Here is a 17,783-nt window from a genome sequence, read left to right on the forward strand (position 1 = left end):
CCGCGCTGCCTTACAGGTTGTACTTTTGCAATTTCCTGTAAAAGGTGCTGCGTGGCATTCCCAAAAGACCAGCTGCAGCGGAAGCGCTTCCATTCGTTTTCTGCAAAGCCTGGATGATCGATTGCTTTTCAAGCTCCTCGCGGTACGTCAACGTTTCCGCACGGCCGCCCCCGCTCTCGCCACCGCCTTTCACAGCAGTCAGCGATCCAGCCATCAGGTTTGGGGACGCTGCCCCTCCCGCCCCGGTCTGAAATTGTTCATGCAGGAGGTATGGCAGCTCCTCTTCGCCGATAATGCTGAGCCTCTCCAATGTATTGAACAGCTCCCGAATGTTCCCGGGCCAGTCGTATTCCATCAGCTGCCGCATGACATGAGGGATAGCCGGCAGCTCCACTTTATTCTGCTGGCAGAAAAAGCGAATCAGACTGGGGATGTCTTCTTTCCGCTCGCGCAGCGGCGGCAGATAGAGCGGGAACACGTGCAGACGGTAGTACAAGTCCTCCCGGAACTTCCCTTCCTTCACCAGCAGGGCCAGGTCCCGGTGCGTAGCGGCAATGACGCGAATATTTACCGGAATTTCCGCATGGCTGCCGATCGGCGTAACCTTCCTTTCCTGCAAAACGCGCAGCAGGGCAACCTGCATCTGATGCGGAATCTCGCCGATCTCATCGAGGAACAAGGTGCCTCCGTTTGCCTGCTCCAGCTTTCCTTTATATCCGTGGCGCCGCGATCCGGTAAAGGCCCCTTCCGCATAGCCAAACAGCTCGCTTTCGATCAGGTCTTTGGGGATGGCGCCGCAATTCACCGCAACGAAGGGGCCCGCCTTGTACGGACTGTTCAGATGAATGGCCCGGGCGACGAGCTCCTTCCCCGTCCCGCTTTCCCCCCGGATGCATACATTGGCGCTGCTTTTGGAGATGCGTTCGATTTGCCCGAGAACGTGCCGGAACGCTTTGCTTGTTCCTGCTTCGCCCGGGAACTGAATCTGACTGGACGGAAACGGAGCTTGCAAACACCGGATGCTTGCCTCGGACTCCAGCAATACCGCACAGTACCCGAGCAGTCCTCCGTGCTGCCTGGAGTAGACAGGCGTACGCTTTCGTTCCACATAGCGGTACTCGTCCAACAGGTCCTGGTAGTCGCATGCTCCCGGCCACTGCAGCATCTTTTGACGAACAGCTTTGTTGACGAAAACGACCTGCTGTCGCAGGTTCAAAATCACGATCGGCTGATTCGTCTCCGCCAGCTCCCATCCACAGCGGATAAGCTCCAGCTCTTCCAGCTCGCGCCTTCTGCTCCATTCCTGCTCTACGGTATAAGCGATGGAGGAAACGATGGCCAGCATATGGGGATGGCTTCGCTCCAGCGGGCACGAGATATCGAGGATGCCGACCAGTTTGCCTTCGTCGTCGTGAATAGGCGCGGCCGAGCAGCTCCATTTATGGGAAGCCACCGAATAGTGCTCCGGGCCGCTGATCAGGATCGGCTCTCCGGCATGGAGCGCTGTGCCAATCGCGTTTGTTCCCACCTCTTCTTCGGTCCAGCGAACGCCCTCCACGAAATTGATATCTTCGGCATATTGCAAAATGGACTTCTTCCCTTTCATGGAGAGCACATAACCCTCAGCGTCTATCAGGATGGCGATCATCCCGGTGTCTTCAATAAATTTGGACATTTTCTCCACATGCGGCAAGGTAATTTCGAGCAATTGCCGATGCTTCCGCTTCTGGCTGTCAAAAGACTCGCCCTTCAAAATTTCCCGTCCCGTCCCCAGATAGGGATCGACATACCTGTTTTTGCAGCGAAGCCACGATTCAGAGATTCGCTTGTTGATGCGTGCAGAGTCGATAACACCTTCTTGTACAAAACGTTTCCACATTTTCGAAGAAAGCGTTTCGTTATACAAGGAGCCGCCCTCCTTTGCTTTTCATGGATAAGGGAATATCTATAGATTACCTGTTTTCATCCGGTTTCTCAATATTCCGAAAATGACCTCTTTGTCTTGGCTGCCGGTGTTTCCGTCGAAAAGCCAGCTCATTATAGTTTGCCTTTTTCTTTCAATTTTTCTTCTCCTGTAGCTTGGGATAGCGAATGGCTTTCTGTGATTTCTGCTTCGCAAAAAAAAACACCCAGCGAGTTTCACGCAAAGTCTGATAATCATTTATGATGGACAAAACTGTATTTTTGCCCGTATCGACTGACAGGGCATCAGTTTTACACGGAATATGACCTTAACCACAGATTGTTAACCTTCACAATACCGCCAGGATGATGTGGCACTAAATCAGCCAATTCCTTTACCATCAACTGAAACTCATCGCTTCTTGCTTCATCTATTAGCAAATATTGTACGGTGACTGATCCGGCAGAAGGTGAAATGTCCCTCGCACTCAACCGTTTGAAAAAAATTAAGAAGAGACCCGAACCTTTTTCCCATAGAGAGGCAATATAGGGTGTAAGCTGCTTACTCAGGAGGGCCCTCTGAATGCAAAATGAAGAGATGTACCAATTACTCATAAAAATGAAAGAGGGTGATCAACAGGCGTTTCATACGGTGTATGATGCCACCTATAAGGACATCTACCGGACAGTCTCCTTTCTGGTGGATCATCAGCAGGATCGGGAAGATATCATGAATGAGATCTATATGCAAATGTGGACCTCACTTGCCAACTACGATACGAACCGTCCTTTCCACTTTTGGCTGCACGGCTTGGTAATCCGTCAAGTGCAGAGATTTCGGGTCAAGAGCTGGAGGAGATTCCGAATTTTTGAACGCATCCGTGCCTTCTCTCGGGAAGAGTCTTATTGGGATCAACATACTGCTTTGATGGATGGTACAAACCAAATGATATCGCAATCCATACGAAAACTGACCGACAAACAGCGGACAGTGATTATCTTCCGCTTTTTTCACGACTATACCCTTGAAGAAATTGCGACTTTGCTCGACATTCCGCTGGGTACAGTGAAGTCTAGATATCATGCTGGCCTCCAGGCGCTTCGAAAAAACTTAGGGAATCTCCCCCTGGAAAGGATGGAAAAGATCAATGACTATCGAACGCAAAATCCGTGAGCATCTGCACGAAGAGGCAGAAACGATGGAGTGCCCTCCGGCCATTTCCAAACGAATCGAACAATCCTACTATCAATATTTGCAACGAAAAAGGAGCGAAAAACCCATGAAAAAACGAGTAATTGGCGGAATCGTTGCTGCTGCGTTTTTGATTCCAACCGCAGCATTTGCGGCCCCTGCCCTGATTGAAATGCTTACCAGAACACCAATGACTGCTGAACAAGTCAAGGTGGATGAGGTTGGCAAAGCAGCACTGGAGAAGCTGTATAGCGCATTTCCCGAAACAAGATCGTTTGAGATTGTCGATGCAAGCTACCTTGGAGAAGCCCCCGCTGATTCAACTAAAAAGCAAGCGATCCAGACAAGCATCGCACTGCAGGAAAAGGGAGGAGCCGGCAAAAAGATCAGCCTTACCATCGGTGTTACGGGCAAGATTGACAGCGTGATTCAAGAGAATTGGGAGGAGAAGCCCGTCAGTTCTTTAACCAATCAGGAAATCAAAGAGAAAGTAAATAACCTCATTGACAAAATGTATGGCAGCATCGACGGCTATGAGGTTTCTATGGAGCCAATGGGGGAGCCGCATCAAAAGACGTTTCGATTGAATTACATCGAAAAGGGGTCCCAAATACCGTTCTACCAGGTATTTGTTAAGGACAATAGAATAGATGTTACTCTGCACGGAGGCGAGCGTACACCTTCAAACCTTGTTAAAGTAGAAGGCTTTTTCACCAGAGATGGCAAGCCTGATACTTTTGCTGATTCCTTTTTAAATGATGAAAACCTGTTTTCTTTACTAAACATGAGCCCAACAGAATTGAAACAAGAATTAGCAAAAGGCAAATCTGTTGTGGAGGTTGCCGCCTCTAAAAATGTCTCTAAACAACAAGTGATTGATGTGATTGCAAAAACACAGGTTGAAAAAGAGCTACAAGCTGACCAAAATGGAGCAAGTGTAAGCAATCATGTAAAGGAACAAATGATGAAAGCACTTGAACCAAAAGTAGTACATGTTATTGAACACAAATCTGAAACGCCAGCGAAGAACTGACCAGTCACCACAGTATCAATCGAGATTCGTAACAAGAATAAGAGGCCGGTTTCCTTATCGTTCAGGAAACCGGCTTTTTTAGATCAAACGGGGCTTAGCGTACAAAATCCGCAGTTTGTTGGCGGGACCTTTCTTCAACCGCCTGTGAGTGTAGGACAGGAAAAGTCTAGCGTCAAGGGTTGATTTATAAACTTTTCCACCCTTGTTTGAAAGGTTGAAGAAAGGCTTCGTTGCTATTGCTCTACCTGGATCGGAACTTCCCATTTTACATCATGCTGTTTGATTTTCTCATCATACGTGATCGTGAACTCTTTCACGTCTTTATTTTTCGTCCTGATCTTAATCTGGGCATTCAGCTTCCTTGTGCCGTCCTCTGCGATGGTTATTTGGGGACTGAGTAAAAGAGCGTTGGACTCTCCCTTCTCGTCTGTTGCCATCCAGCTTTTCCCAACACCCACAACATCCTTTGCCAAAGTGCCTTCCATATCAATGATGTAAATGGTATCATCCCCACGCTCTTGCTTTTTGACGGGTGTAAACGTAAACGTATTTCCTTCCTCTGTGACCGTCACTGGCTTTTTATCCAGTTCAGCAATCGAAAGCTTCGCACGAAAATCAGCTTTTTCTGCTGTATAGACAGCATCCAGTTTCATTGTTACTTTTTTTGTGTGATCAATCGGAGCGAAGGAATGAACCCAGACGTTTTTATAGGGCAAACGTCCTGCATTATACATTCCACCTCGACTTAAACCCGGTATGACATTGCTGCTCAGCTCTTCACCGGGATAAATCACATGCAAGTCGTCCCAAGAAGCCAAAACCGTTCCCTGCTCATCAATCAGGCTGTACCGGACACCTTTGTCCCGGCCGGTCCCCTCGCTGACGGCAAACTGCAGCTGAGCCGCGCTTGGGCTAAAACGAGCTTCCTTCAGATCGATCCATTCTCCTTGCGGTGTCGTGAGCTTCTGCTGGACGGAGACCGTTTTTGTCGCTGCTTTTGCCGGTCGCAGATCAATCGGGATATCAAAGTTCCAGCTCCCTTTCGTCTCTCCCAATTGCTTTACCCGTACTTCGAGTATCGCTTCGTCCGGCAGCCTGCTCCGATCGTCAAATAGCTCTGCAAAATCACGTCCGATTACAAAATTCTCACCGTTTGGCAGAGGCATCCATCGAAATGAATCTGGAAGCTTTGAATTAGGCGGGTTCAAGACACGCCCATTTTTGTCTTTTAACTGGATGACTCGATACTCTTCCACATTTTCACTGGAAATTCTGCTGAACTGGTCCTGCCAGAAGGTATCCAGCTTTTTCCCCTCCTTGTCGGCAAGCGAACCCAGAACCATGATTCGAGCAGAGTCGGCCAACACTGCCTTCATTTCCATGGTCAGGCCCTGATCCGTCACTTTCAGGTTAAGCGGCTTTACATATCCCTTCTCGGCAGCTACGAGAGCTCCTTTATCTGTCTGCTCTTCTGAATACAAGCTGACAACGCTCTCGGTATCGGTATACGGCCCTTTCAGCGGATTTGCTGCATAGAACAGTCCATTCACATACGAAGCGAAAGTCGGTGACACAAGTGTTCCCAAAGCCACAACCACAGCCAGTCCTGCTACAGCCATCGTCGTTTTTTTCATCAAAGCAACACTCCGTTTTTTCCAGTCTATTTTCTGGGCTCGGTGTCTATCGATCCGTCTCAACACATTCAGGGGATGAGGCGGGACCTTTTCCATGACTTGCTGAATGACTGCATCGGTGTGCCATTTTTCCTGCTCCCCAAGCGTACCCGACTCGTCCAAATACTGCTCGAACAGCCGTTGACAAGCCGAGCAGGTGAGCAGATGATTTTGTACGTTTTGTCTATCCCGCAAAGAAAGTGAGTCTTCCAGATAAGCATCCAGCATGTCTTTGTCCAGGCATGTCATAGATAGCAGTCCCCTCCTTTGCCTCTTCTCGTCAGCGCTTCCTTCAGTTTTGTCTTCCCTCTGGACAGACGCGTACGAACCGTGCTGATCGGAACACCCAGCTTTTTACTGATTTCTTCATAACTCATGTACTGGAGATACCGCATTTCCAGGACGACACGATGCTTCGAATCCAAAGCCTTTATCCGATCCTGCAAATAAGAGTTTTGCTCTTTGACAAGGTACTCCGCTTCGGGCGTATGACTGGTGGCCAGCTCCACTTCTGTGTTCGTAACCATTATCGACCGTTTTCGGCTTCGCAGTTCATCGAAACAATGATTGGTCGCGATCCTGTACAGCCATGCGCCAAATTCGTAGCTTTTGTTGTAGTCGCCCAGATGGTAGTACACCTTGATAAATATTTCTTGAGCGATGTCTTGCTCATGGGGCGGCTGCCCTAACATCTTGCGGATCAGAAGCGTGATTCGCCTATTATATTTTTGTATGATCTGAGCAAAGGCCTCTTTGTTGCCTCGGAGGACCTCGTCCACGATCATCTTGTCGTCCTGCATCTGTTCTCCTCCCATTCAAAAAGGTCGCTGCGCAGCGGTCGCCTTTTTGCTGTACATGTATATACGACGGAAAATGGAGGAAAAAAATCGCATTTTTTTCTTTCCTGACACAAAAAAGCTGCCGGGATGATCCCGGACAGCCTTTACATTCTACTCTTTTTGATCTTACAGATTTTGCAATGGCGGAATGCTATCTTCGGCGCCTGCATGTTTCCCGTAAATCCCCATATCCAACTGTTTCGTAACCTTGCTTGTAAGCAATCCTGCTGTCATGCTCCCGCTTACGTTGACGGCTGTCCGTGCCATATCGATCAGCGGCTCGATTGAGATAAGCAGCCCGACCAGTGCCACTGGCAGGTTCATCGTGGAGAGGACAATAAGCGCCGAAAACGTTGCTCCGCCGCCTACCCCTGCAACACCAAAGGAACTGATGGCCACGACAGCGATCAAGGTCAAAATAAAGGTTGGGCTCGTCGGGTCGATCCCTGCCGCAGGTGCGACCATGACTGCCAGCATGGCCGGATAAATTCCGGCGCATCCATTTTGCCCGATCGAAATTCCGAATGATCCTGCAAAATTGGCGATTCCCTCGGGGACGCCCAATTCTTTGTGCTGTGTTTGGACATTTAGCGGCAGGGTGCCTGCACTGGAACGCGAGGTAAAGGCAAAGGTCAGGACAGGGATCGCTTTCTTTACGTAGGTCAAAGGATTTAAGCCAGAGAGCGCAATAAGCAGCAGGTGAACACCAAACATAATGAGCAGAGCGACATACGAAGCCAGCACAAATTTGCCAAGCCGCCAAATGGCATTCAGATCACTCGTCGCCGCTATTTTTGTCATTAAGGCAAGCACGCCGTATGGAGTCAGTCGCAGAATCAATGTCACGACTCTCATGATGATCGTGTAAAGGGCGTCGGTCATCTTCGCAAACATGTCGGCCTGGTCCGTTTTTTTCCGCTTCACTCCCAGATAAGCCATGCCCAAGAAGGCGGAGAAGATCACGACCGCAATCGTCGATGTCGGACGCGCTCCCGTCAGATCCAGAAACGGGTTGCCGGGGAGGAGCTCTACCAGTTTTTGCGGTGCGGACATGTTCTCAAGATTCCCCAATGTTTTTTCGATTTTCTCTATCTGGGCGACCTCTTTTGCTCCCTGATCCAGCTGCAAGGACTGCAAATCGGCCGCAAGCGATGCCCCTATGCCAATTGCCGCAGCAATCGCAGTCGTGCCAACCAGTAACCCGATGATCAAGCCCCCGATTTTGCCGATATTGTGCGACAGCGTCGCTTTCGTGAATGCGGACAGGATCGAAATGAACACGAGCGGCATGACAACCATCTGCAGCAATTTGATATAGCCATTCCCCGCGATGTTGAACCAATCGACGGACAGCTTGATCACTTCAGACCCTGATCCGTAGACAAATTGCAGCAAGAGGCCAAACAGTATTCCCAGGCCCAATGCGGCAAACACCCGCTTGGTAAAAGAGACGAACCTCTTTTGCATGGAATACAGGATGAATAGAATGATCAGCATGCCCAGGATGTTCAGAAGCACCTGTACAGTCATGAGGACTCCCTCTTTTCATGGTTTATTGGACCCATTTGTGAACGGCACTGGCCATTCTCTGCAAGCCCTCTTCCAGGACAGACCGTGGACAAGCGATATTCACTCTCGTAAACCCTTCTCCTCCCTTCCCAAATTTGTAGCCCTCGTCCAATGCCACCTTGGCCTGCTTTCGAAAGAACTGTTCGAGTGTCTTCGCATCCATTCCCAATTCGCGGCAATCGAGCCATACCAGATAGGTTCCTTCCGGCTGGATCACTTTGATTGGCTTTATATGGGCTTCAATAAAGTCTGTCAGAAAAGCCAGATTGTCTCCTACATACGCGAGGCATTGATCCAGCCATTCATCACCGTGTCGGTAGGCCGTTTCGGCAGGCCAAATGTGTTGGACAGACTCAGATGAAGCATATCCAATGCTTTCGTAAACATCGCCCGTTTCTGTTGATCCGGAATGATGATGTTGGACATTTGCAGACCTGCCATATTAAATGTTTTGCTTGGTGCTGTGCATGTAATCGACCCAAGCGCAAACGGTTCCGAAATGCTGGCAAACAGCGTATGGCGATGTCCATTGTGGATCAGATCGAAGTGAGCCTCATCGGATACTACAAGGATGTCATGCTCGGCACATATTTGGCCCAAGCGTTCAAGCTCCGCTTTTGTCCACACTCTCCCGACCGGGTTGTGCGGGTTGCAAAGAATGATCATCTTTACCTTTGGATCGATTTTGCCGATAAGATCGTCGTAATCCATTTCATACCGGCCATTGTTCAGCATCAGCGGATTTAGCACCAGCTCCCGGTTATTTTTTTGCACAATACCGGGAAAGGGATGGTACACCGGCGGCTGAATGATCACTTTGTCTTCCGGCTCCGTAAAGGTTTGGACAATGATGCTCAATGCTGTTAAAATGCCTGGACTGCAGCGTATCCATTCTTTTTTGATCTCCCAATGATGCCGGCGTTTCACCCAGCCGGCAAACGACTCAAAATAGCTGTCGGACCTCGCTGTATAGCCAAAAATCCCATGCTCCGCCCTGCTGATCAGACGTTCAATGACGGGCAGAGGGCAGCGAAAATCCATGTCGGCTATCCACATGGGCAGGATATCTTTGTCACCGAACAGCTTTTCCGTTCTGTCCCACTTGATCGAATCAGTGTGAAATCGGTTGTGGACTTGATCGAAATCGTAGTGCATGTACCTAACCTCCCCATGATGGCGCTTTCATTTTATTGTTGCGCTGCCTGTAAAAAAGCAGGCAGCCATTCCCTTTCGGCAACCGTCTATTTTCATCGGCCAGAGCCACTGTGATACAGACCTGCCAAACAGGCGAATACAGGCTTCTCGATCCCGAGTGGCAGCATCGTGCTCATAAACCTACCTGGTCCATGTCCATGTTCGATTAGGTTCTCCTTGTCTCTCGCCTTACGATGGGAAGCCCTTGTTTCACCCATTCGTCAAAGCCGCCGATCAAGTTCCGAACATTTTTGAAGCCGTGTGCCTGCAAAAGGCTCACCCCGATGGCGGATCTTCTCCCTGATTTGCATTGGACCAGGATCGGTTTGTCACGGGGCAATTCCTGAATGCTTGCCGGCAAGTATCCAAGCATGATGTGTTTCGCTTCGGGAATACAGCCATCAGCATGCTCTTTTGCATAACGGACATCTAGAACGTATATCTGTCCCGTTTGTACTTGCTCCCCTACCTCCTCTGGCGTTACCTCCTCGTATTTGGCGAACTTCGAGTCATCATGGAGCTCGAACACATCCAGATCCATCGTGGAAGCGACCTGGTCCAATCCGATTGACTGCAAAGCCTTTCGAATATCTGGAACGGACTGCTTGTCGGCCAACAGGTAGATGGGCCGATCATAGTCGAGCAGCCAGCCAGCCCACGTGACGAATGATTGGTCATAAGGAATATTGATGACTCCCGGCAAATGCCTTTGGGCGAACATGCTTGCCGGACGGGTATCGACAACCATGCCTTGCTGCACCCATGCCTCTACTGCGTCTAATGAAGCCTCTGCTTGCAACGGAGCTGCTATCTCTTGCACCAGTTGTGGGCCCATTTTATTGAGCTGCTTCATCATCGCAAAATAGGTTGGCGGCTCGGGCTGCCCCGCCAGCAATTCCTGGATAAAATCATTTTCATGCTCATGCTGCAACGCCCAATTCGTCCGTTTCTCATAGCCGACCGTGGACGATTGGACGGCCCCGATCGCCTTGCCGCACGCGCTGCCCGCCCCATGCCCGGGCCAGACTTGCAGATAGTCAGGGAGTTTTTTGAATCGCGCCAGCGAGTGAAACATTTTCCGTGCCATCTCCTCAGCGGAGCCGCTTACCTTTGCCGCTTTTTCCAAAAGGTCTGGACGCCCCACGTCACCGACAAACACGAAGTCCCCTGTGAAAATCCCGATCGGTTCGTTTGCCGAAGAACCGCCATCTGTCAACAGCAGCGATATGTGTTCGGGGGTGTGTCCCGGCGTATGGAGCACCTCGAACGTCAGATTGCCAATCTGGAAGGTGTCCCCGTCCTTTAGCAAGCAATGCTTGTATTCGCTTGCGTATTGGTAGCGCCAATCCGCCCCTCCTGCATCGGACAAGTACAAGGCAGCTCCGAATCTCGAAGCGATTTCCCGTGCGCCGGAAAGAAAGTCGGCATGAATGTGTGTTTCCGTCACGCCAACGATCTTCACCCCGTTTGCTTTTGCAGCTTTGGCATATGTTTCGATATCGCGGGCAGGATCAATGACGATGGCCTCGCCGGCAGCCTGGCATCCCACCAGATAAGATGCCTGGGCCAATTTGTCATCATAGAAATACTTGAGCAGCATAAGTCAGCCTCCATCCATCTTTTCATTAATTTTTGTCCGATCTGACAAGAGATCGGTAAGCAAAGCGTTTGTGCGGAATGGTTTGGTTTTACATCATCCCTTTGAGCATGCCCTTCCAGTACATCACGGGAAGCAAATCCTTTTTCAGCCAATACATACTGAGCCTTTCACGGGATTGATCAAAGGGAAACGACTCTTGGGGATTGAGCTCATAATCGAATTCCGCCAATATCAATTTTCCATAGCCGGTCACGAGCGGGCATGAGGTATATCCGTTGTATTTGTCGCAAACAGGCTTTCCGCTGATCATGGCCAGCAGGTTTTGCACGACGATCGGCCCCTGCTTGCGGATCGCGGCGCCCGTTTTTGATGTCGGCAAATTGGTGCAGTCCCCCACCCCGAAAACATTCCCAAACCGTTTATGCTGCAGCGTGTATTTATCCACATCGAGCCAACCGTCGCCTGCCGCAAGCGGACTTTTTTTGATAAAATCGGGGGCGCTCATCGGCGGCACGACATGAATCATGTCATAGGGCATGATCACACGCTCGTTGGTATCCATGTTCACAAAGACCGCTTGTTTTTTATCACCGATAATTTCAACGAGATTATGCTTGAACCGTGTCTCGATTTGTTTTCTTTCAATCACCTTCTGCAAAGCATCCGCATACTTTTTCACGGCGAATATGCTCGCTCCGCCGGAGACAAAACGGATGGATGCCCGGGAGCGTACGCCTGATTTGCGAAAGTAATCATCCGCCAAATACATGATTTTCTGAGGAGCCCCGCCGCATTTTACGGGAGTATTGGGGTTGGTAAAAATCGCCGTGCCGCCCGTAAAGCTGCGAATATTGTCCCATGTGCTCTCGACGTAATCATAAGAGTAATTGCTGCAAACCCCGTGTTTGCCAATACTCTCCTTCAGCCCTTTTACCTTCTCCCAATCAATCTGGATGCCCGCTGAAACGACCAGATAGTCGTAGCGGATTTTGTCTCCGGACGCGGTTACGACGGTGTTTTCGTTCGGCAAAAATTCAGTAACGGCATCTTGCACCCATTTCGCGCCATTCGGGATCAGCGATGCTTCCTCGCGCTCGGTAACCTCCTTGCGAACGACACCGGCACCGGCAAGCGTCCACAATGGCTGATAGTAATGCTTCGTCGAGAAGTCTACGATGGCAATCTTTCCGAACAAATCACGCGACTTGCGCAGAAGACGTGCTGCAACCGAGATGCCTGCGCTGCCTCCGCCTACAATCACGATTTTGTAGTGAGCAACTGACATTTCCATCCACCCCATCCCCATGTAAAGTCACATATTCAAGGCCTCTGCATTGAAAAACAGCATGTAAATGGCAACTGCGGCCCGCCAAACATTGACCTGCTCACCAGCAGCACTCGCCTCCTCTTGCTTTTTCTTTGGCATAGACATTCGGACAGCCATGCTCATCATCGAGATGGAAAATAAAAACAATAATTGGTTTTCAGGTATCAATGTACCGGCAAACGATCCGAAATATGCTCCTATTGCACCAAGAATGGCAAAAATCACCGCTGTTTTCCATCGGACATGACCGGCCCTGGCGTGCGGAATGAAATTGGAGCAACGACATGATTGCGAGAATCACGTGAATCGATGTCTGCTCAACCTTCTCCTTCTGACAACATCGGCCTTTTGGACAACACCCGTCCTTTTGATAACTCCCTCCTTCCCGACTCGCTTGCCCTCCCTTCAGACATACTTGACCATGAGTAATAGCAAGCATCGTGCCAATTCGATTTTTCCCGTCAAATCGTCATTTTTCGCTTGTCGCTTTTATGCGCAATTGTCAGCTTTGAAAGAGTAATTAACGGAATATTCAGTCACAATCTGAGTTTGAAGCCTCTTGCAACACTGACAACGGTTTGGCATTGTTGGCAAAAGGCAGGCAGAGATTCGGGAAGCTACGCAAAAAAGCCACCCTTTCAGGTGACCTTGCAAATCTTATACCTCGCCTCTCCCAAAACGGGAACGGGCTCTACCACGCCGGTTCGGCAATTTCCTGTATACACTCCGCTACATCATTTTTTGGACTTCCGACAATATGGGAGACAGGGTAGGCTCGCATCTGCGCCGCATCGTAAGGAGTGAGAAGCGACCTCAGCAATTCAGAGTCGCATGTATCGCGATCCAGCCAAATTGCTTCCTCCTCAGGTCCCTTTAAAATAACGGGCATGCGGTCATGGATGCCTGCGACAACCTCGTTGGCACTGGTCGTAATGATTGCACAGGTATGAAGCTTCACCCCATCTGCATTTGTCCAGGTATCAAAGAGACCGGCAAAAGCAAACGGTTCCTCATTTTTCATCATAATGCGCATGGGCTGCTTGCCTTTTTGCGTTTGCCTCCATTCATAAAAGCCGTCAGCCGGAATGAGACATCGCTTGCGGACAAAGAGCTTTCGGAAAGCCGGCCTCTCGGTTAAAGTCTCGGCCCGCGCATTGATCATTTTATAACTGTTCCTGTCGTCTTGAGCCCATGACGGAACAAGCCCCCAGCGCAATTGTCCGAGTCTTTGGCGCCCTCCGTCAGCTAGAATGGCCGGAATTGGCTGGCCGGGGGCGATGTTGTACCGCGGCTTTAGGTCGAACAGGATTTCCTGCAGTTGAAACCGGCTCATCAGCTTCTCCGGGTCGGTGACAAGCGTAAAGCGCCCGCACATAGGCAATTCCCTCCTGCCACCAGCATTCCTCATTCCCAACAAAAATACCCCCTCCCCGAAGCACGGGAGCGATTAGACGTGTCATCCCCTCTCCTACTCTCCGGTACATAACAAAAAAGCCCCCGAAGGCGCTTTTTCTTCATAATCCCGCTATTCTTTTGCCCCATTTCTCTCTAATAACTCTGTGAGCTTTGCGTCGTTTATTTCCCTTGAGATTTTTAACGGCGAGTCTCCATAAAAATCTTTGATATTGGGATCGGCTTTGTTCATTAGCAAGTACTCCGCTACCTCATGCTTTTTCCCGATGACAGCATGTAAAAGCGCCGTTCTTCCATCATTGTCTGTAACATCGGGATTCATATTATTCTGGATGAACGGCTTTACCTCGTCCACATTGCCGTTTTGTGCAGCACGGATGAACTCATTTGGGTTGAAGGTTTCATCGTAATTGTCATTGTAATTCTTCGTTTGCCCGAGGTGAAAAACAGCGGAAAGCTGAAATAAACCGATTCCAACAAGCACAGTGAATAGGGCAAAAATCAAATATCGTTTATTCATATCGCACCTCATTCTTTATAGACAACCCCTATGAACGTATATGGCAGCAGCAAGCCTAACTCTTTGCATCCTGTTTACGTAACAGAGTCATTTCAACGGAAGGCTGCTTTGCTTATTCCTTTCTGGAACGACAAGCACTTTGGAAGGCCACTCGCCAACTGCCACTTGTTGCTTCTGTTTAAGCTCCTCAGTATCAAACACCGATAGGGTCCCCTGTGTCATATTCGAGACAAGGAGGTTTGAACCATCCAAAGCGATAGAGGAAGGCGTTGGGGATTGCAGCTTTGCTTTCAGCTCCATTTTTTTCAGGTCATAGACTGAGATCGTGTCCCCCGTCATGTCCAGGTCCGTAAAATGATTAACGAAGGCTATGTCTCCCTTTCGCACAATGGATTGAGGAAAGGTTTCTTCCAAAGTGATCTCCTGCAAGACAGAACCTGTTTTCGGATTCAGCACCTTCATTTTGCTCGTATAAGATTCCGGACGTTTCACCCACTTCGGTTTAGGTCCTTTGGCGAACCCGGCATAGACAGCTATATAGTGATCCTGAAATGGAACAACGCCATTGGGCGGAAGTTCTTCCGGAATATCGTTCATGGTTATGATTTGGTACTTGCCCGTCTCGGCTTTGCCAATTTGGACCTTTTTTGCATACTGCCCATAATTATGCGCCCCGCCTGAGTTCACGTACATCGTTATGCCGTTTTCTGCCGGGATCATAGAGCGCACGGCCCCAGGTACGGTTAGCGTCTCGATGAGAGAAAAAGTGTCGAGATCGACAAGCATGAAATGAAAACCCACATTTCGGGATTCCACGGATGAAGCAATATACGCGATTCGATCGTGAATAAAAAGCTTTTGCGGAATGTAGGGCAGGGTCAATGTTTCGTACGAAAGGTCGTATAGATTCACGGCGTACAGGTCTTTTCTGGGCTCCTCAATTCCTGGATCAATCAGATACAGCGTTTGCCCATCGATCTGTGCATCGATCAGGAATTTGCCGATTTTCTTCTCCTTTACTACTTTGTAGTCTTTATCCAAAGTAACAACATTGGATTTTCCTGCTTGTTTGATGACTGCCAGATGCGGTGTTTTATTTTGCAAAGGCATTTCATCCGTATTCTGGCAGCCTGCTATGAACAGGATGGATACGAGCAGAAACAGCATGTATTTTTTCAATTGGGAACTCCCTCCGATCATGCAGAAACGGACCGAGGCAAAATGGCTTCGGTCCATTATGGAACGCAACTACCTGAGCGAAGATTCTGGCGTGAAACGAACTGTATAAATCATCCAAAAAATTACTTAGCCGGACTGATCATCTAACGGATAATGCAACTTTTCATTTGACTATTCCGCAAATTCCACAAAAACCCTTTTCCGCGGGGACGAAAAATGAAACTGGAACTGGGATAAAATTAATTCAATGTAGTTAAACGTATCCGAAAAGAGTATAATTATGTAAATGGCAAGAAAAACCATTAGATGAGCCTTGTACGTTTCTATCAATCCAAAAGGAAGATGACATATGCGGTTGTCATCTTTTATCAAAGCAAGGATCAACTCAAGAAAGAGAGAACGATATGAAAAAAAACCTCTTGATCGTCATGAGCTTGCTCATCATGATGAGTGTACTGACAGGTTTCCAAGCGGTATCCACCAACCCGTTGCAACAGTCGGTGAAATCCAGCCTCGTCCCTGTTTCCAAAATGGCGCTTCCTTCGAAAACCATTATCGGGTTTGGGGAAGCTACACATGGCAACAAGCAATTTACGATGCTAAAGTTGGATATTTTCAAGCATCTCGTAGAAAAGCAAGGATATCGCGTATTCGCCATCGAAGGCGATTTTGGCGGAGGGCAAAAGGTCAACGAATACATACTGGGAGGCAGCGGAACTGCCCAAGATGCGGCAAAGGCAATCGGATTTACCATCTACAATACGCAAGAAATGGCAGCCCTTCTCTCCTGGATGCGCTCCTATAACGAGCATCGGGATGCAAAAGACAAAATTCATTTTTACGGGTTTGACATGCAGCGCTATGACCACAACAAAAACGGGCTGTTCTCCTACTTGAAAAAGGTGGACCCGCCACTTGCCTCCAAGTATGAGACGGCACTTGCGAATCTGAATGACAAGACAGTGTATGATCAAAAGAAAGCCACCGTACAAGACGGGCTCTCCCATATGAAAAGCCTGATGGAGCGTATGAAAGAAAATAAATCCGTTTATATCGCCAAAAGCTCCGAGCGAGAATATGAGCTGGCACTGGCCTTTGCCGAGGCGATCAAGCAAAACGCTACTCTTCGCGGAACCAATGCCAACTATAGCAATACCCGCGATTTCTATATGGCGGAAAAAGTGAAGTGGGTCTTGTCCTACGAAAAGAAATATTACGGTCGCGAAAAACTGTTCATCACCGGACATAATGGACACATTGAAAAAACCTCCACTACCGCAGGAACAGCCACTTGCATGGGGGCCCATCTCGCCAAAGCCTTTGGGGACCAGTATTACGCCATCGGCAGTGAATTTTACGAAAGCTCCTTTATTGCCAATGACGCCTTTACCAATGAGCGAAAGGAGTTTCATGTAAAAAATAGCGGCAACGATCGGCTGGCTGTACTGTTTGCACAGACAAACATGCAGGATGGATTCCTGGATTTTGCAAAGGCCAAAAATAATGAAAGTTTCACCGCCTACCTGAATAAAACGCAGCCCATCAGTGCCATCGGAGCAGTCTTTAGCGGATTGTATGAAAAAATGGAAAAGATGTATACGTTGCAGATGGTTCCGGCGAAAGCTTTTGATGCGCTGATTTTCGTGCGGACTGCTACTCCTTCGGTAATGTTAAAAGAGTAACGGAGCGGGAATTGTCGGGTTCCTTGCTGATCATACCGTAGTTTAAAGAAAGAGAATGCCCTTTTTGCTGATGCAAAAAAGGCATTCTCTTTCCTAATTCTATCTGCTTTCCGTATAAATTTGAAAGGTCACGCCAAATTTGTCAGTTACATCGCCAAACCCTGGGCTAAAAGAGTTTTCTTCAAATGGTATATTCACTTGACCGCCTTGCTGCAGGGCTTCAAAAAATCGTTTTGATTTTTCCACGTCATTCGTTGAAAGGCAAATGGTTACCTGTTTGCCCTTGGGAATAGACGAACCGGTTGGAGCATCGGAAAACATGAGTTCCGTTTCACCCACACGCAGCTTTGCGTGTGCCACAAGATTCTTTACCTCATCCGTAAAAGTATCAGGCATTTCCGGCATATCACCGTAAGTAATGATGGTGAGGACTTCGGCACCTATCGCTTGTTCATAAAACTGAATCGCTTCCCTTGCGTTCCCTTCCAAATTTACATAAGGGGTAAGTTTTACTGTCATCCTAGATCAGCTCCTTTTTTTCCCATCATACCTTTTATCAAATGCGTTGATTTCTTTTCAATTGCTATCTTCAATAACCCAAACATTGTATTGGTTCTTCTGCTCATTTATCAGCCTCTCATTCAAACAAGCTGTGGTGCA

16 protein-coding genes are annotated in these 17,783 nt (G+C 48.7%); 3 read left to right on the top strand and 13 right to left on the bottom strand.

What is annotated here, in order from left to right:
• Positions 1–10 precede the first annotated feature (10 nt).
• Positions 11–1,879 carry a sigma-54-dependent Fis family transcriptional regulator gene (locus NST96_RS23900; RefSeq protein WP_039070220.1) on the bottom strand — a complete coding sequence of 623 codons (1,869 nt, stop codon included), beginning with the start codon at positions 1,877–1,879 and terminating at the stop codon, positions 11–13.
• A gap of 606 nt (positions 1,880–2,485) precedes the next feature.
• Between NST96_RS23900 and NST96_RS23905 the strand changes: the two genes are divergently transcribed.
• Together NST96_RS23905 and NST96_RS23910 are read left to right on the top strand one after the other, a co-directional pair.
• Positions 2,486–3,076: a sigma-70 family RNA polymerase sigma factor gene (locus NST96_RS23905; protein ID WP_003390131.1), complete on the top strand. Its 591-nt coding sequence runs from the start codon at positions 2,486–2,488 to the stop codon at positions 3,074–3,076.
• Complete coding sequence (locus NST96_RS23910; RefSeq protein ID WP_338463188.1) at positions 3,051–4,127, top strand: hypothetical protein; 1,077 nt, start codon at positions 3,051–3,053, stop codon at positions 4,125–4,127. The genes NST96_RS23905 and NST96_RS23910 overlap by 26 nt, the downstream gene beginning before the upstream one ends.
• Before the next feature lie 233 nt (positions 4,128–4,360).
• On the opposite strand, the gene NST96_RS23915 is transcribed toward NST96_RS23910, so the two are convergent.
• From NST96_RS23915 to NST96_RS23965, 11 genes are all read right to left on the bottom strand, one after another.
• Entirely contained in the window at positions 4,361–6,049 is a 1,689-nt protein-coding gene (locus NST96_RS23915) for a DUF4179 domain-containing protein (RefSeq protein WP_003390134.1), read from the bottom strand.
• Positions 6,046–6,600: an RNA polymerase sigma factor gene (locus tag NST96_RS23920; RefSeq protein ID WP_003390136.1), complete on the bottom strand. Its 555-nt coding sequence runs from the start codon at positions 6,598–6,600 to the stop codon at positions 6,046–6,048. The genes NST96_RS23915 and NST96_RS23920 overlap by 4 nt, the downstream gene beginning before the upstream one ends.
• Before the next feature lie 165 nt (positions 6,601–6,765).
• Positions 6,766–8,169, bottom strand: a complete 1,404-nt coding sequence (locus tag NST96_RS23925) for an L-cystine transporter (protein ID WP_243014883.1) — start codon at positions 8,167–8,169, stop codon at positions 6,766–6,768.
• 22 nt (positions 8,170–8,191) lie between these two features.
• Positions 8,192–8,581: an aminotransferase class I/II-fold pyridoxal phosphate-dependent enzyme gene (locus NST96_RS23930; RefSeq protein WP_327925947.1), complete on the bottom strand. Its 390-nt coding sequence runs from the start codon at positions 8,579–8,581 to the stop codon at positions 8,192–8,194.
• Positions 8,482–9,363 (bottom strand): PatB family C-S lyase, encoded by an 882-nt coding sequence (locus NST96_RS23935; RefSeq protein WP_322630250.1) that lies wholly within the window; start codon positions 9,361–9,363, stop codon positions 8,482–8,484. The genes NST96_RS23930 and NST96_RS23935 overlap by 100 nt, the downstream gene beginning before the upstream one ends.
• 205 nt (positions 9,364–9,568) lie before the next feature.
• Positions 9,569–11,002, bottom strand: a complete 1,434-nt coding sequence (locus NST96_RS23940) for an MBL fold metallo-hydrolase (RefSeq protein WP_342404892.1) — start codon at positions 11,000–11,002, stop codon at positions 9,569–9,571.
• An 88-nt stretch (positions 11,003–11,090) separates the two neighbouring features.
• Positions 11,091–12,287: an FAD/NAD(P)-binding oxidoreductase gene (locus tag NST96_RS23945; protein ID WP_122957861.1), complete on the bottom strand. Its 1,197-nt coding sequence runs from the start codon at positions 12,285–12,287 to the stop codon at positions 11,091–11,093.
• Positions 12,288–12,314: 27 nt separating this feature from the next.
• Positions 12,315–12,596 carry a sulfite exporter TauE/SafE family protein gene (locus tag NST96_RS23950; RefSeq protein ID WP_122957844.1) on the bottom strand — a complete coding sequence of 94 codons (282 nt, stop codon included), beginning with the start codon at positions 12,594–12,596 and terminating at the stop codon, positions 12,315–12,317.
• Positions 12,597–13,020: 424 nt separating this feature from the next.
• Positions 13,021–13,704, bottom strand: a complete 684-nt coding sequence (locus NST96_RS23955) for an SOS response-associated peptidase (protein ID WP_003390143.1) — start codon at positions 13,702–13,704, stop codon at positions 13,021–13,023.
• A 150-nt stretch (positions 13,705–13,854) separates the two neighbouring features.
• Positions 13,855–14,262, bottom strand: a complete 408-nt coding sequence (locus NST96_RS23960) for an ankyrin repeat domain-containing protein (protein ID WP_024984623.1) — start codon at positions 14,260–14,262, stop codon at positions 13,855–13,857.
• Positions 14,263–14,349: 87 nt separating this feature from the next.
• Positions 14,350–15,441, bottom strand: a complete 1,092-nt coding sequence (locus NST96_RS23965) for a hypothetical protein (RefSeq protein ID WP_340701099.1) — start codon at positions 15,439–15,441, stop codon at positions 14,350–14,352.
• Between the two features lie 404 nt (positions 15,442–15,845).
• Between NST96_RS23965 and NST96_RS23970 the strand changes: the two genes are divergently transcribed.
• On the top strand, positions 15,846–17,123 hold the full coding sequence (locus NST96_RS23970) for an erythromycin esterase family protein (RefSeq protein ID WP_031933190.1): 1,278 nt from the start codon (positions 15,846–15,848) through the stop codon (positions 17,121–17,123).
• Between the two features lie 99 nt (positions 17,124–17,222).
• Here the strand turns inward: NST96_RS23970 and NST96_RS23975 are convergent, their stop codons facing one another.
• Positions 17,223–17,642 carry a VOC family protein gene (locus NST96_RS23975; protein WP_003390150.1) on the bottom strand — a complete coding sequence of 140 codons (420 nt, stop codon included), beginning with the start codon at positions 17,640–17,642 and terminating at the stop codon, positions 17,223–17,225.
• Between the last annotated feature and the right edge of the window lie 141 nt (positions 17,643–17,783).

The organism is Brevibacillus sp. FSL K6-2834, from assembly GCF_038592925.1.
GTDB classification, from domain to species: Bacteria; Bacillota; Bacilli; order Brevibacillales; family Brevibacillaceae; genus Brevibacillus; species Brevibacillus borstelensis.